Source organism: Anabaena sp. 54 (genome assembly GCF_017355725.1).
GTDB classification, from domain to species: Bacteria; Cyanobacteriota; Cyanobacteriia; order Cyanobacteriales; family Nostocaceae; genus Dolichospermum; species Dolichospermum heterosporum.
On record NZ_JAAVWA010000015.1, the window covers coordinates 1 to 14950 of the forward strand.

The following is a 14950-nucleotide window of genomic DNA, read 5'->3' on the forward strand; positions in this document are numbered from 1 at the left end:
CATTGTCTGAAAGCCTTGTTATCATTGGGTTATGGATAATTCCGAAAATTCAAAAAACACCTGCGGAATGTGGGTTACAAAAATATTTTTAAAGAATTTGCAAAATTGGCGCGTGAGTTTGCTATTTCTTAAAAAGTCACTAAATTAGGAGAACCGCTTATGACTGCTAAAGGCAAACCCGCTGCTAAACCTTCCTACGCTTTCCGTACTGGCTGGGCGTTGTTACTTTTGGCTGTTAACTTTTTGGTAGCAGCTTACTACTTCCACATCATTGAATAGTTAGAACTAGATCGGTGCTGTTTAAATCGTGCCTTTAAATAAACCTTTGGGACGAATAAGCAGCACCACAATCATGATTAGTAGAGCTATACCTTGCTTGTACTGTGAACCTAGCCAAGGGGTGCTAACTTCTTGGGCAATACCAATAATAAAGGCGGCGGCGATCGCTCCATAAGGATTACCAATTCCCCCCAAAATCACTGAAGCAAACAAAGGTAAAATCAAAAACCAACCCATATTTGGACGCACTGCTGTAATTAGCCCGTACATACTCCCACCTAAAGAAGTGAATGTCCCAGCAATTACCCAAGTCCACAAAATTACCCTATCAACATTAATACCAGATACTCTAGCTAAATCTAAATCATCAGCTACTGCCCGCATTGCCTTACCAATTTTCGTATTTTGTAGCAAGTAGTGTAGCGATAAAATCGCCAAAATAGCTAATCCCAGTACCAATAATTGATTTTGCGGTACTTTTAAAGTCCCAAATTCTAAAGCCGGAATCACGGGCAAATTATAATTTTGGTTTTTACCTCCCCAGAGAAAAATAATCCCATTGCGGAGAAATAAAGCTAGACCGATAGAGATAATAATCAGTGTTGTCGAACTAGCACGGATAGACCGCATTTTTGACCATAGCAATTTTTCTGCTAGTAACATTCCTCCCACAGTTCCCACGGTAGCCACAATCATTGACAACCAAATATTTAGACCCATAGCATTGACCATGAGAGTCAAATAAGCTCCTAATGTGAGAAAATCACCGTGGGCAAAATTAGACAACCGCAAAATCCCATAGGTTAAGGTCAGTCCTACTGCTGCTAAGGCGATAATGCTACCGACAGCGATACCGTTGATAATTAATTGAGCAAATTGTGTAATATCCATAAATATGAAGTTATGGTGAAATTATTGTGAATTTTTGAAGTTGTTATTCAGTAAATGATTGTATCCAATCATCTTTAGGATCTCCGTCACATTCAGAAATGCCGTTTATGGGTCATCTAAAAAAGCACTTGCAGGTTAATAAGTAGGTTGGCGTTGAAAATTGTCGTTATGGCAAGGCAAAAGGCAAGAGGCAAGAGGCAAGAGTGAAGAGGGTTTGGGCGATTTTACGTTTCTTTACACAGTTTGGTTTTAAGGAATAAAAGCGTGGTTAATCATCAGCACCAGCAATTTTTTACCCGACTGTAAATTACTGGAGGATACTTTTTACCCTAGTATTCTTCATTAAGCTGTAACTACGACGTTTTCTCCTTTTAGCATCCGCGAGGCTGCTTCTAAAAGTGCTTCTTCTAAATAGGGTTTAGTAAAGTAGCCACTAGCACCAAGTTGTATTGCCATTTGTCTATGTTTATCTGCACCACGAGAGGTAAGCATGGCGATAGGTAAGTTGCCAAAAGAACCATCTTTCTGCATTCGAGACAGCAGTTCTAATCCATCACAACGAGGCATTTCAATGTCACAGAAAACGATATCGCAATGTAAACCGGAACGAAGTTTATCCCATGCCTCTTGCCCATCACGGGCTTGTTCTACCCGATAACCAGCTTTGCTGAAGGTAAGAGATAGAAGTTCTCGAACTGTGATGGAGTCATCAACGATTAATACTGTTGTTTCTACTTTGTCAGCGGAGATGGTGTTTACTGATGGTGAATTTGTTTGCTGCCAATTGCCACCGATATGTTTAGACATCTTGCCTTGGAAGATGTCAATGATTTCTAGTACGTCAGCAATGGGCATGATCATACCGTCACCAAGAACTGTAGCACCAGCTACGCCACTTGGTTTAGGTGCTGGTCCTTCAAATTGCTTAATTACAATTTCTTGTTCACTGAGGACTTGATCAACTTGTAAAGCGATCATTGTATTGCCTGAACGGATAACGATGACAGAAATCATGTCATCATTTTTTTTAGTCCCATAGATGTTGCCACGACTAAGTTGACGGTTAAAAACTAAGATATCTTTTAAAGGCTTGAAGGGCAGAATAATCTCTCTCCAGACGATAAATGATTCTCCGTCAGCATCTTGCTGAATGTTTTTGCTGGGAATATTTAGGGTATCTTCCACACCATCCATTGGAAAAGCGATTCTGGTGCGATCGCAAATGCAGAATAGGGCTTTACAAATACTTAGGGTCAGTGGTAGACGAATGGTAAAGATCGTTCCTTGACCTAGTGTGGAGTCAGTACCAACAGTACCGCGAATTTCGCTGATATCGTTATGGACGACGTTCATGCCCACACCCCTACCTTTGATATCGTCTACTTCATCGGCGGTACTAAAGCTGGGGAGGAATAAAAGTTCGTAGGTATCAATCCGAGACATGGTTTTTGCCTGTTCGGGGGTAAGGATACCTTTTTTAACGGCTTTGTTTTTAACTTTTTGATGATCAATACCTGCACCGTCGTCACTAACAGAAATAATGGTTTGGTTTCCTTGTTGTAGGGCGCGAATATTAATGATACCTACGGGTGATTTACCTGCGGCTTCCCGAACTTCTGGGGTTTCAATGCCGTGGGAGATCGCATTATTGACCATGTGAGTCAATGGATCTGTGAGACGATCCAAAATCATCTTGTCAACTAAGGTATCCACTCCTTCTGTGACTAATTCTACTTGTTTGCCATATCTAATGGCATTATCCCGCACCCCTCGCCGTAACCGATCAACAGCTTGGCTAAATGGAACCATTCGGGCTTTTGTCAATCCTTCTTGTAGTTGACTAGTTGCTTGGCGTAACTGTCTTGCTACCTGTTCTGTTTCTTCGGTAACAAAGTCAATATCACTGGCTGACTCCCGGACTCGCACGATGAACTCAATCATTTCTTGTGCCAGGATATGGAAGGGCGTAAACCGATCCATTTCAATTTCGCTAAACCCGCGATTATGGGAATTGCCTGATGGTGGTCCATCATGTTCTCGATAACGGCGACTGGATAGGAGAGAGGCTTCTAAGAGCGATCGCTCGTAGTATTCCTGCATCCTCACTCCCACATCTGATAGATGCTGTACCTGAACCAAAAGACTATCTAGAGACTGTCGCAGACGTTCATGATCCTGCTCTAATGTATTCCGATTTACCACCAACTCCCCGACTAAGTTACTCATATCATCCAGTTGCTTAACTGGAATTTTCATACTTTCTTCTCTTATCGTTCGTCGAGTTGTCGGACGGGGGATGGGGATTTTGCTAGTAGAAGTTTTTCCTGATGCGGCAGACGAGCCAGATATTGTTTTATCAGCCTGTTCTAATAAATCCTCTAATTCACTAAATTCATCTTCTAATCCCAAGGAAGAAAAAGTATTTTGAGAGTTCGTTACTACAGGTCGAACAATTACTGGTGTCTGTCCAATAATTATCTGTGCTTCTTTGTCTCCCACCTCATCCAACAATGCTTCTAATGCTGCCAAATCTTCCCCTGGGATAGATTCTGACTCCTGATTAGTAATTTCTCCTAATGCTGTGGATAAGAGTGCTTCTATCGCCGCAAAATCATCTATTGAAGATGCTTCTACTATATCTTCTACAGGTTCATCCAATAATGCTTCTATTGCCGCAAAATCATCTATTGAAGATGATTGTAATGGGTTGTCTAACTCTAATTCTGAGTAAGTTTCATCCACTACGGCACTATCTGTAGTTATTGCTGTTAGCAAAATTGAGTCTAATTCTAAGTTGAAATCTGCAAAATTAGAGGTAAAATCTAGATTAGTGTCGGATTTAGAAGATGTTATTTCCTCTTCAAACAAAATCAAACCGTCATCATTGCCATCTTCAACAGGCTCAAAAATTTCTTGATCTGCTGTTACTTCTGGAGGTTGAGAAAAACTATTAATTTCTGGTAGAAATAATTCTCTAGATTGGGAAACATTGTTAGAGTTGGCATCTATAAAATCATCAAATAAATTATCTATGGCTTCCGCCCCAGTATCGCTATCTGACGTGAAGAATAAATCAAAATATTCCTCTTGGGAAGTTGGATTAAACCCTTTTTTATCTACATGATTATTTGTCGTTAATTGCTGATATTTTGTGCCAATTTCAAGAGATGCACTAAATAAACTCTCCTCTAGTTCTTTAGCTATATCTTGACTAATTACAGAGGTGTTTTCTGAGTCACTTATGCCTAGATCATCCCAGAAGTTATCTGGATCATCTACTGAATTAGCAAGATTAGTTGTTATTTCTGGTGTACTGAATAAATCATCAATTTCATTGACCAGGGGTGGCTGGGGTTTTACCGCTGTAAATAAATTATCTAATGATAAACTTTCTGGTGCCGATGGTTTTATTTTTGATGTTTTTACATTGGTAGGAATAACTTCTACTGGAAAATTGGCATCTGTATTTGCCGATAAAAAGGAATTATCAAAATTGATTTGAGGTTCTGTAGCTATTTCTGCTATCGCAGTATTTTCTGATTCAGTTGTTTCATCTGTAAATATTAATTCATCATCGGCTGTGAAAGTCAATAATTCTTCTAAATTATTACTGCTATTTGTCTCATTTTCAGAATTAGGCTGCCGAGATTGTCTAGAAATTGAGATTAATTCTAGCAACACATCATCTGATGGAAATTGTAAATCTGTATGATTTGACAACAGATTACTAGGTTCTATCGGTTGAGAACTAACTGTTTCCGCTATATCCCCTGATTCTAATAAACTATCATCAAATAAGAGACTTAAATCCTCATGATTATTTGCAGTTATCTTATGTATATTGTCATCTTCAAAGAAGAGTAAATCAGCTAAATTGTGATTATTCTCTTCAACTTCACTGTTGATAATTGGTAACTGATAGTTGGTGATATCTTCTAATATTTCTTCTTGTTGCCAATTATTTTCTAAATCGGGGGTATCGCCTTCAAATAAATCAGCCAGAGTGTTTAACTCAGAGATTCCTATTTCTGGAGATTTCTCAGTCACAGTTGATTGATGATCAAACAAAGCTGGATCGGTAAATCCATTGATGTTGGGTTCTAAATTTATTTCTGTCGTATCTGTAAATAAAGTTTCCCCAGTTTCCGTTTCTGCAAATTCTAATAACTCCAGTTGTACAAGAGGAAACAGATTTTCTAATTGTTGACTAATAGTAATTTCCCCATCTCTATGTTGGAGAACTAATTCTTGCGCTTGCTTAATTTCAGTAATAATTATTTTGGCTAAAGTTAAATAACTATTATCGGGATTGGATATAGCCAGGGCTGCTGATTCACACAGATTGCACCAATTTGATAAATTTAATTCTCTACCGATTTTTACTAATTGATGACAGCATTCTTGTAAATTGTTACGGGAAGTCTCTATGTTAGTTTTTTTAAACTGTTGCAACATTTCCCGCAGAACTTGTAACACCTGTGCTTGAAACTCTGTCCAATCCTGATTTTGTTTACTTGGTATCGGTGAATTTTGTATCTGTGGGGAAACAGGTGGCTCTATGTGCAACCGGGTAGGAGATGCGCTACTAGGGTTTAATACTTGATTATTACCCTGTTTTAGCAGTAGTTCTATATGCTCATTCAGCCATTGCATGACTGGTTCAGTTTTTGACATCAAAGCTTGAGCTTTTTCCTCTGATAACCCAAAGGGATTGCCAAGATTGTCTATCAAGGCTTTTAATGTATCACAGATGTCCAGTAGCAAAGACTCTAATCTTTGGTCTACTTGAATAGGATGTTCTTTAAGAATTTTGAAGCAATCCTCAAGACGGTGGGACGTGTGCTGAATACTACTCAGACCTAACATAGCCGCACCACCTTTGATAGAGTGGGCTGCACGGAAGACTTCATTAATCATTTCTGAATCTTCCAGGGTTCCTTGAAGATTCAGTAATCCTTGTTCAATAGTGTTTAGGTGTTCTCTGGCTTCTTCGAGAAAGTAACCTAAAATCCGTTGTTGTTGTTCCGGCTGCATAGTTAATTAAATCGGCTTACTACAGGTAAAAGGTGCAAGAAAAGGCGCATGGCAAACAAAAAAGTTAACAGACTAGTACCGCAGGGCGGAAGTCAAAAGTCAAAAGTCAAAACGAAGACAGTAAGTAATGGGACAGAATTAATTACACAATTGATTTTTCTGTTCCCAGTTAAAAGTTCCCTGTTCCCTCTCTCAACGAGTGAATTTAATTTTGTCCGACTACTTATAGGCTTTTTAACGATTTAGAATGGTTGGTTTATTTACACCGCGTTGTACTAGTGGTCTGTCAAATTTATTTTGACGGGTAATGATCGGAAAAAACTTCTGTTCTTCTCTCCCCTGCCCCCCCTGCCTCTATTCTCCCCCTGCTTGCCTTCACCCGTCATTTTCGGGTTGACAGACTACTAGGCATAGAGGTAGACATTAATTGTTCCTTTTGCCTTTTGACTTTTGCCTCTTACCTAGATTCGATAGTTTCCACTCGGAAGCGTTCCACGGAGGCAATTAAATCCCGGGACACTCCCACTAAGTGTTGCAAAGCTCCAGAAACCCGCTGTGCTTCTTGAGAGGTTTCTTGGGCTGTTAATTCCACAGATTGCATGACTTGGGCGACAGCACGGGAGGTTTCCGTTTGTTCTACGGTATCACTGGTAATTGATCGTACTAAAATATCAATGTGATCGGCTACCTGGATGATATTATCTAGCGATCGCTTGGCTTCTTCTGCTAATTTAGTCTGATGAATTACCTGTTGTGTCCCTTCCTCCATAGCTGTCATCACTGAGCTAGTTTCGCTCTGAATTTGCATCACGATTTGCTCAATTTCTTTTAAAGACTTCGCAGATCGATCAGCCAACTGTCGCACTTCATCAGCCACAATAGCGAACCCTCGACCCGCTTCTCCTGCTCTCGCCGCTTCAATACTGGCATTAAGAGCCAATAAATTAGTTCGAGAAGCAATCTGTGAAACTATGGCAACAATAGAGTTAATTTCCTGGGAAGATTCCGCCAAACGTTTCACTTTGCGAGTAGTTTCTGCCACAGTTTCCCGAATTTCCAAAATCCCTGCCACCGTATTTTCTACCGCTTCGCCCCCTTTCTGAGCAATTTTACTAGCATCACGGGCTACAGTTTCCGCTTCCCTGGCCGCCTCTGCTACCCGTTGAATGGAATATGTCATTACCTGTACAGAATTCAAAGTCACAGCCAACTCTTCTGCCTGTCGCAAAGCATCCCCAGATAAAGCTCTCGCAAAGGTTTCTGAATTAGTTGAACCTTTAGTCACATCCCGTGCCGCCACTTTCACCTGTTGGACAATATCCCGCAGGTTTTGAATTGTCAGGTTAAAGGCATCCGCTACCGCTCCCAGTACGTCGGCTGTGACTTCAGCTTGAACCGTCAAATCTCCCCTAGCTGCTCCTTCTACGTCATCCAGAAGGCGAATTACCTGACGTTGAAGGTTTTCCTTCGCTTCTTCCATCTCAATGGCTTTACGTTGCGCCTCATTGGTAGTTGTGAAAATTACCCTAGCCATATCATTAAAGCCAGTAGCCAAGTAGCCTAATTCATCTTGTGAATAAACAGTAGCTTCCACATTCAAATTACCTTGACGCACAGAATCAAACTGAGCTTGTAAGTCCTTTGTAGTCCGGCGAATTTGTTTAAGCGTGAGATTCCCCATAAACCCGGCAGTAGCTGCACCTGTAGCTCCCGCAGCCAAAGCCATTAACAACCCTGTATTTCTCACGGATTCCCGTTGTTGAGCCGGTGAAATGGAAATTGCCAAAGCACTAACCAGAGCTACACCCAACATTGATACCAAACCGACGCTGCCAGCTATCCACCATTGTTTATGGTCTAAGGAGGCATTTTCAAAATGTCCAAATAGCCCTTGTTCTGAGGTGACAATTGGTTCTGTCCTCGCAAGGTCTGATTGAGTAAATATACGAGATGCTTCTTGATCACCTGTAATTGTGAATAGTTCTTCATCACGATGACTGAGATCCTGATAAGCATCCCCTCTTTCATTAGCGAATGAGTTATTCACAAATTGAGCTTGGGAATTTACCTGACTATCCAGGGATTCTGACAGCATTCGCCTATCATCAAAACTATCATCTTCAGTGAGTTCAAAGCCGGGGATATCACCTAGATCATCAAATTCATCAAAGTCGTTGAGAAAATCTTTGTTCTTGCGAATATTTCCACTAGAGATATTACTGGTATCTTGAGTGGAAACGAAGGTTTCAATCCCCGAATCTACTTCAGCCTCTGACCCAAAAGCCGATTCAAACGCATCTAAATCAAAGCTATCATCATCAAAATTATTTTTTCCTGACGAGGAGTTGAAATTAAACTGCCGTTGTGGTAGTACAGAATCGTTGATAAATGATCCTGATTGCTGATTAAGTTGGGTCTGTGATCTAGGTGCAGATTCCCCGGATATATTATGCAGTAAACTATCTTGGCTACTGAGAGAAAAGTCCTCTTCCTGGCTATTTTGCCAATTATTTCCTATATTATTATCGTTGTTGATAGCCTGTTCATTAATCTCCAAATATGTATTTTTTACACTAGTGGTTAAGTCTGGAGAATTATCATCCATCAATTTATCTATATCTTCATCTTCCCCCATGAATAGCTCAGTCTGATTTTCAGAATCATCATCAACCGATAATTTAGTTTCTGCAAAAGGTGAATAGCTCTCCTCACCATTACTCATGACTGAACTGCCATTAGCTAGATTGTTATTAATATCCCCATGATTATGACCGGCAGAACTTCCTTCTTGCCAAAAAGGTGATAATTCTAATTGATCTGATATCGGATTATCCGCGAGATATTCACTAGATAAGCCAAAGGGATTATCAGTCGTGGCAGTATCCAATGAATCGCTATCAAATTCTAGACTATCTGGATCACTAAACGGATTATGTTCTTGAATATCCAGGGGTGATTCGTATTCTTCAAAGGAGTTCATTTCCAGGTTGCTACCATGCCAATTCCCCATAACTCCTGAATCTAAAGATACTTCAGTTGTCCCCTGAGACAGAGATTCATCATCACCAAAAGGCTGTGTAAACTGATCTATAGTTGCTAGACAATTATGAACAAGACTAACACTTTCTTGATCATCTGTTAGACGCAATACTATTTGATACTCACTCCTAGCTACATCATATTGTTGCAACATATAGTAGATGTGTCCCTTTAGCAAATGTGAATCAGGGTCATCTGGTGAATTCTGCATCAACTGATTAATCACTATCGCAGCTAATTCATAATCTTGCTGCTCATAGGCTGTTCTAGCTCTATCATAAGTTATTTCTTGAGAATTTATACGTGTTTCCATTTCCTCCCTCCCAATTGAATTCCGACTAATTTCACCCTGCCCACCGCGCACTTCGCAAAATTGCTATCTGATCCAGTAGTCGCAAATATTTTTTTTCTTTTTCTGTATCAAATAACCATTCTCCACGCAAAAACGGAGCCATTGCATCTGGTACGTTATTTTGTGGCATTAGATACTGTACATCAAGCCAGTCCATCCCACAAATTTCTTCTACCCCTAAGCCTACTATCGTATCTTGATCTTCAATGGCAATGACTGGAATTTCTGAGCAATCCGTGTTTAATGGCGTTGTTTCCCCCAGAAATTGACCCAAATCAGCCACCCAAATCAAGCGCCCCCGTAAGTTTAGCGTACCTAATAGTAAGGGCGATGTGTTAGGAATTGGTGTAATCTGATCAGGACTAAGTTCAATTACTTCCCGAATTCCCGTGGCTTGCAGGGCAAACTCCTGACGTGAGGGCAGATAAAACCGCAAATGCAACTCACCTTCAGGACTTTCTAGTTGTAATTCGGGACGAAATTGATCTTGCCCTGTACCACTTAAAAAATCTGGTTTACTAACCATATTATTTTCATCCTTGTCCTCGCAGGAGTTGTTTGACTGTTCCTACCAATTCAGTTGGTTGGAAAGGTTTTGCTATATAAGCATCTGCCCCTTGTTTCATTCCCCAATAGCGATCAAATTCTTCACCTTTAGAAGAACACATGACAACAGGAACATTTTGGGTTTTAGGATCAGATTTTAATCGTCGGCAGAGTTCATAGCCGTTCATGCGGGGCATGACAATATCCAAAACCACCAAATCGGGAGGTGTGGTTTGAATCGCTTCTAAAGCTTCTGCACCATCGCTGGCATGAGTAACTTTTAAGCCACTAGCTTTCAGTAGGTCTGTAATCATCTCCCTCTGGGCAATACTGTCTTCAACAATGAGAATTGTGCTCATAAATGTCTATTTAGCCTCCTGATTTAGATTTTCCGTTGAGGAAAATAATTTGCGGTGATGGCAAAGATTAACTGTATAAATTAAGTCTATTATTTCCCTACTTTACTGTGTATGGAAGAGAGTTAAACAACTAAATTTTATTCCTGTGATCACATCTTTTACCCTATCTTGTCCTCAATCAACAAGTCTTATCTCCTATTTGCACACTTGGACAATGATCTAAGTTGAGATATTGTGCTACTAGCATGAGCAATTCTTGATCTGTAAAAGGCTTAGTCAGATAATCAGTTGCCCCTACCATGCTGGCACGAACGCGATCAATAAATCCGTCTTTGCCAGTCAGCATAACAATTGGCACAGACCGAAATACTGTGGAGTGCCGTAACATGGCACAAATCTCGTAACCATCTAATACTGGCATGGCAATATCGCAGAGAATTAGATCTGGCTGGAGTTGAAAGACGAGACTCAAAGCTTGTAAGGGATGAGTGATGGAAATCACTTCATAACCTTGCAATTTTAGAATAGATTCTATCGTCTCACAAATCACTAATGTATCTTCAATACATACTACCCGCCCTTTATGTTTTTTTGTTTCTAGGTTTTGTTTTTCTTTGCTAAGTTTATATGTGTCTGAATATACTAAATGTAGCCAACCCTCTTGCACATAAGGATATATAGCTTTTGCTAAAGTTAAAATATCACGGTTGAGATAGCGAGCTAGTTGGCGTAGAGAAGTTTTTCCATCAGCCCATTTATGTAATTTTTTGACTGTATCTTCTGGTAAGGAGGCACTTAATTTAGCCATATCGGCTAAAATGGGTAATTGTTCTGTAGATTGAATATGTGGGTATAATTGCTTCCATTCTTGCACTTGTTTGGTGATTTTGGCAACTAATGGAGCAATTTCTAAGGTGGTTAATTGTGGTACTATTGCTGTCCCTAATTCAAAGATGAAACTGCCTTGGTGCAAGCTCAACAGATCAAATAAAGTTTCTTGGACTAAGCCATAAATGATTGTCCGAGCAATTTTCGGAGTGATAATATTTTGCTCCAAAAGCGCCCAAATATAAGCATATTCTGGAGAATTAGTGACTGCTAGAGATGCCAGTTGTTTAGATTCAAGCGGCTGTTCGACTCGGTAATAACGGAGATAATCGTCAATCCGCGATAAGCTAGTGTCATCTGCTTGGCAATAGACGATTTGACCGTTGAGAAAAAATACAAACCATGATTGTGGTGTATTTTCTCCTCCTTGCCGATTTTTGAAGGTTTCTTCTCCACTGAGTTGGTGACTTGGATATGATGTGCGGGCTTCTACCCATAATTGTCCAGTCCGTTGTCCTAACTCAATTAGTTGGAGAATACTGCAAATATCAATCTCATTTAAGTTTCCCTGCATTTAGCTACAAAGCACTCCTTGATGTTCCAGTGTTATTATTTGAGGGATTTTGACTAGCTGTTTCATACCTCGCAACGGCACAATGTTTATTTCTATAGGTTAAACTCAGTCTAAATTAATAAATAAAATTTCCGAGTCTCATAAATTTCTTGATAGGCTTCTCCTACAGCTTACTCTTTGCTTTCTGATTTTGACTGTCCATGATTTCTGAATGATATTAAGTAGTATAAAGTAGCAATGCTTACTAAAACTAATTGAGGGTGGGTACTGGGTAAGTCCTAAGTCTAAAAAGCTCTTATAACAGGTCGTTCGCGCCAGCGTGCCGGAGGCATCTAGCTAACATTACCCCAGAAATGGGAGTTGGTTTCCAGGTTCCAATCAAAAATCTGGTTTCAATTTTAATATCCACAGCGGTTAAAACCGCTCGTGTCGTTTCCCTCTCAGGTCTAAAGACGCGCTCGTTTCCCACTTACCGGGTATTCTTATGATAGTTATCCTCAGAGGATGTTTGAAAAGTTTTTAATGTATAAATAAACCCTTCTGGTAAACCTCTCCAGTATTAAATGTTATTCCTTTTCCCTCCCCCCTTATAGAGGCTACGGTGTACACACAAGTTATCGAATCACCATTATTCCTCAAATTACCCCACCCTAACCCTCCCCTTTGCTTTGGGGAGGGAACTAATTTTTCCGTTTTTCCCCCGATGCTTTGGGGGGATTAAGGGGGGTAATTTGACTTGTGTGTGATAGCCTCTGAGGAGAGAGTTAGGTAGAGGTAGGGAAGGGGGGTTAGGTTTCTGGAGATTATCGGTTTCATCTAATACTTTTCAAACAACCTCTCAGACTATTGGTTGAGAATATATAATCGGGGGGGGTTAGTAAGAATGATTTTAATTAAGTATCAGCAAGTATTAATATACATGATATCTAAGAAAATAGTTTTATCTTCCTTGTGCTGCTAGACTAATGTTGAACAAAACCAAGTTGACAGAATCATCTACGGTATATCCTAGAACACGGACACAAAGTACATCAAAAGGATTGACGGTGTGCTGTATTTAGCAGAAGTACAAAAACAGAAAGGTGGCTTACTTAGTGGCGGTGGCAAAAGCGAACTAAAATTGATCGCTTGTCAACGTGCTGATCAAAATTGGAGTCCAGTCCCGGACGAAATGATTGTTACTGATGAAGCAAGTAAATTGAATGATGGTGCATTGGTACTGGTGGATTTGAGTCCAAATCGTCAAGTACAGCGGATTCAAGATGCTGGTCGTCCATTGGTGAATATTTTGCAAAATTTTTCCCGACAGGTGGAAAAGTTTAAATTTAAGGAGGAGGAAATTGACCAGTGGAAACAGTCGCTGAAGCTACAAATTCAGGAACTGAATCGTCGGGAAATAGAAATGGAATCCCGGTGGGACGAGGTACAAAAACTGGAGGATGACTCTAAACGGATAGATACACAACAACACTTGATTAATACGTCTCGCACGGAAGTTGAGCGGTTACGGGCAGAAGTTGAACGTAATCGCCGGGATTTAGAAGGTGCTTGGGAACATCTGCGCGTTGAGCAGCGCTGTTTAGAGGAGATCAGATTAAATCTTCAGCAGTCTCAATCTGTGGATAATGAGCGTGGTCAAAAGTTAAGTGATTTGCTTAATCGTTTATCTGCTACATCTGCTCCTATTAATATAGTTAAGGAAAGTCTTGATTACGCTTCTGAATTTGCCAATAAGCAGCAGGATGTTTTGAACTTGCATTGGCAAAAGTTGGATATCCAACGTCATGCAGCTAATCAGCAGCAAAGGGAGGGAGAGGAACTGGTGCAAACTTTGGGCGATCGCCAAAATGAATTGCAACAGGCACAGGATTCTCTAGCACAAGAAATCACCCAGTTACAATCACAAATAACAATAGTTAATAGTAAACAGGAATTAACTTCCATACTCAAACAGTATTTAGAAACTGAGGAGGAATTTTACCAAAAGCTGCATCTTTTGGCGACTAAGACTGTTGCTGAGGTAGCTAAACCGGAAGTTGATGTGACGGCTTTGCAACAAATGCCTCTGAAAGAATTGGAGAAAATGGTGCAAGATTGGCAGGAGAAGTTAGATAGGGATTCTAATTTTGTGCAGGAACAGGAGCAGGAGCTTGAATACAAGCAAGAACTTATAGAAGAACTTCAACAAAAAATTGTTCATGCCACTGGGGAGGAACTGGTAAATTTAGAGTTAGAATTAGTGGATGAACAGGATCTTTATCAGATGCTGAACGAGAGTTTGGTGGGACAAAGACGCAATTTGATTGGACAACAAAAAACTCTTCAGCAGAATCAAGTGGTATTGTGGCAAAGACAAGGGATTTCGGTGGAGATTAAGGGGGAATCTAGTGATTTAGAATTACTGGTTTCCCAATTTGCAGCGGAGAAACAGCGAAAATCTGCGGAAATTGAGAAGCTAGAAAGTGATATAGCTTTGATACTTGCTACTATTGCAGCAGATCAAGGGGCTATTGATCATCAAACTCAGGAGGTAGAAGTAAAGCGTCAGGAAGTTGATTCTATTCAGGAGCAATTACTTAATTTACGAACTGCAACTGCTGAATGTTGGGGGAGAGTGAATCTTTATCAGGAAGCTCTGCAACCTATTCAGGATGAGCTTGATAGGTTACAGGAGCAGTTAAAAAAGATTTGTGAATCTTTAACTCAAGTGCAAGCATTTGGTGATTCTCAGCTTCAGGTTGTTTTTGATCTGCGTCAGGTGATTGAGAGTTTTATAAATCTACCGGAGGTGTTGGTTTCTTAGAGGGTGTTTGAAAAGTCTAATTTATTACAAAAAAAAGGGAACAGGGAACAGGGAACAGGGAATAGGCAAGGGGCAAGGGGCAAGAGGCAAGAGGCAAGGGGCAAGAGGCAAGGGGCAAGAGGCAAGAGGCAAGGGGCAAGAGGCAATAATGTAATCGCCGAAAATAATTAATTGAACCTACGTGAGTTCGACATAACCATAATTTTTGGAAAACTCACCCCACGTAGGAGTCTCAAGCCCTTATG

The 14950-nt window shown here is 40.3% G+C and carries 8 protein-coding genes; 2 read left to right on the top strand and 6 right to left on the bottom strand.

Annotation, left to right across the window (positions count from 1 at the left end; translation table 11 throughout):
- Nucleotides 1-159 precede the first annotated feature (159 nt).
- The gene (gene psaX / locus HEQ36_RS14715) at nt 160-279 is read left to right on the top strand and encodes a photosystem I protein PsaX (RefSeq protein WP_028083170.1); all 120 of its coding nucleotides are present in this window, start codon (nt 160-162) and stop codon (nt 277-279) included.
- A 21-nt stretch (nt 280-300) separates the two neighbouring features.
- Here the strand turns inward: psaX and HEQ36_RS14720 are convergent, their stop codons facing one another.
- The 6 genes from HEQ36_RS14720 to HEQ36_RS14745 form a co-directional block, all read right to left on the bottom strand.
- Nucleotides 301-1170, bottom strand: coding sequence for a branched-chain amino acid ABC transporter permease (locus HEQ36_RS14720; RefSeq protein ID WP_039201322.1), 870 nt, complete (start codon nt 1168-1170; stop codon nt 301-303).
- Between the two features lie 342 nt (nt 1171-1512).
- Entirely contained in the window at nt 1513-6204 is a 4692-nt protein-coding gene (locus HEQ36_RS14725) for a response regulator (RefSeq protein WP_168634709.1), read from the bottom strand.
- Nucleotides 6205-6661: 457 nt separating this feature from the next.
- On the bottom strand, nt 6662-9556 hold the full coding sequence (locus HEQ36_RS14730; RefSeq protein WP_053540586.1) for a methyl-accepting chemotaxis protein: 2895 nt from the start codon (nt 9554-9556) through the stop codon (nt 6662-6664).
- A 31-nt stretch (nt 9557-9587) separates the two neighbouring features.
- Nucleotides 9588-10121, bottom strand: coding sequence for a chemotaxis protein CheW (locus HEQ36_RS14735; RefSeq protein ID WP_027404670.1), 534 nt, complete (start codon nt 10119-10121; stop codon nt 9588-9590).
- Nucleotides 10122-10128: 7 nt separating this feature from the next.
- On the bottom strand, nt 10129-10500 hold the full coding sequence (locus HEQ36_RS14740; protein WP_027404669.1) for a response regulator: 372 nt from the start codon (nt 10498-10500) through the stop codon (nt 10129-10131).
- A 178-nt stretch (nt 10501-10678) separates the two neighbouring features.
- Complete coding sequence (locus HEQ36_RS14745) at nt 10679-11902, bottom strand: response regulator (RefSeq protein WP_053540585.1); 1224 nt, start codon at nt 11900-11902, stop codon at nt 10679-10681.
- A gap of 1048 nt (nt 11903-12950) precedes the next feature.
- Here HEQ36_RS14745 and hmpF point away from each other — a divergent pair.
- Nucleotides 12951-14705 (top strand): pilus motility taxis protein HmpF, encoded by a 1755-nt coding sequence (hmpF, locus tag HEQ36_RS14750; RefSeq protein WP_168634710.1) that lies wholly within the window; start codon nt 12951-12953, stop codon nt 14703-14705.
- Nucleotides 14706-14950 lie beyond the last annotated feature (245 nt).

Bases quoted from the DNA above. Each gene is read 5' to 3' on its own strand.
- HEQ36_RS14740 (WP_027404669.1), bottom strand. From the start codon at position 10,500: ATGAGCACAATTCTCATTGTTGAAGACAGTATTGCCCAGAGGGAGATG.
- psaX (WP_028083170.1), top strand. From the start codon at position 160: ATGACTGCTAAAGGCAAACCCGCTGCTAAACCTTCCTACGCTTTCCGT.
- HEQ36_RS14745 (WP_053540585.1), bottom strand. From the start codon at position 11,902: ATGCAGGGAAACTTAAATGAGATTGATATTTGCAGTATTCTCCAACTA.
- HEQ36_RS14730 (WP_053540586.1), bottom strand. From the start codon at position 9,556: ATGGAAACACGTATAAATTCTCAAGAAATAACTTATGATAGAGCTAGA.
- HEQ36_RS14735 (WP_027404670.1), bottom strand. From the start codon at position 10,121: ATGGTTAGTAAACCAGATTTTTTAAGTGGTACAGGGCAAGATCAATTT.
- HEQ36_RS14720 (WP_039201322.1), bottom strand. From the start codon at position 1,170: ATGGATATTACACAATTTGCTCAATTAATTATCAACGGTATCGCTGTC.
- HEQ36_RS14725 (WP_168634709.1), bottom strand. From the start codon at position 6,204: ATGCAGCCGGAACAACAACAACGGATTTTAGGTTACTTTCTCGAAGAA.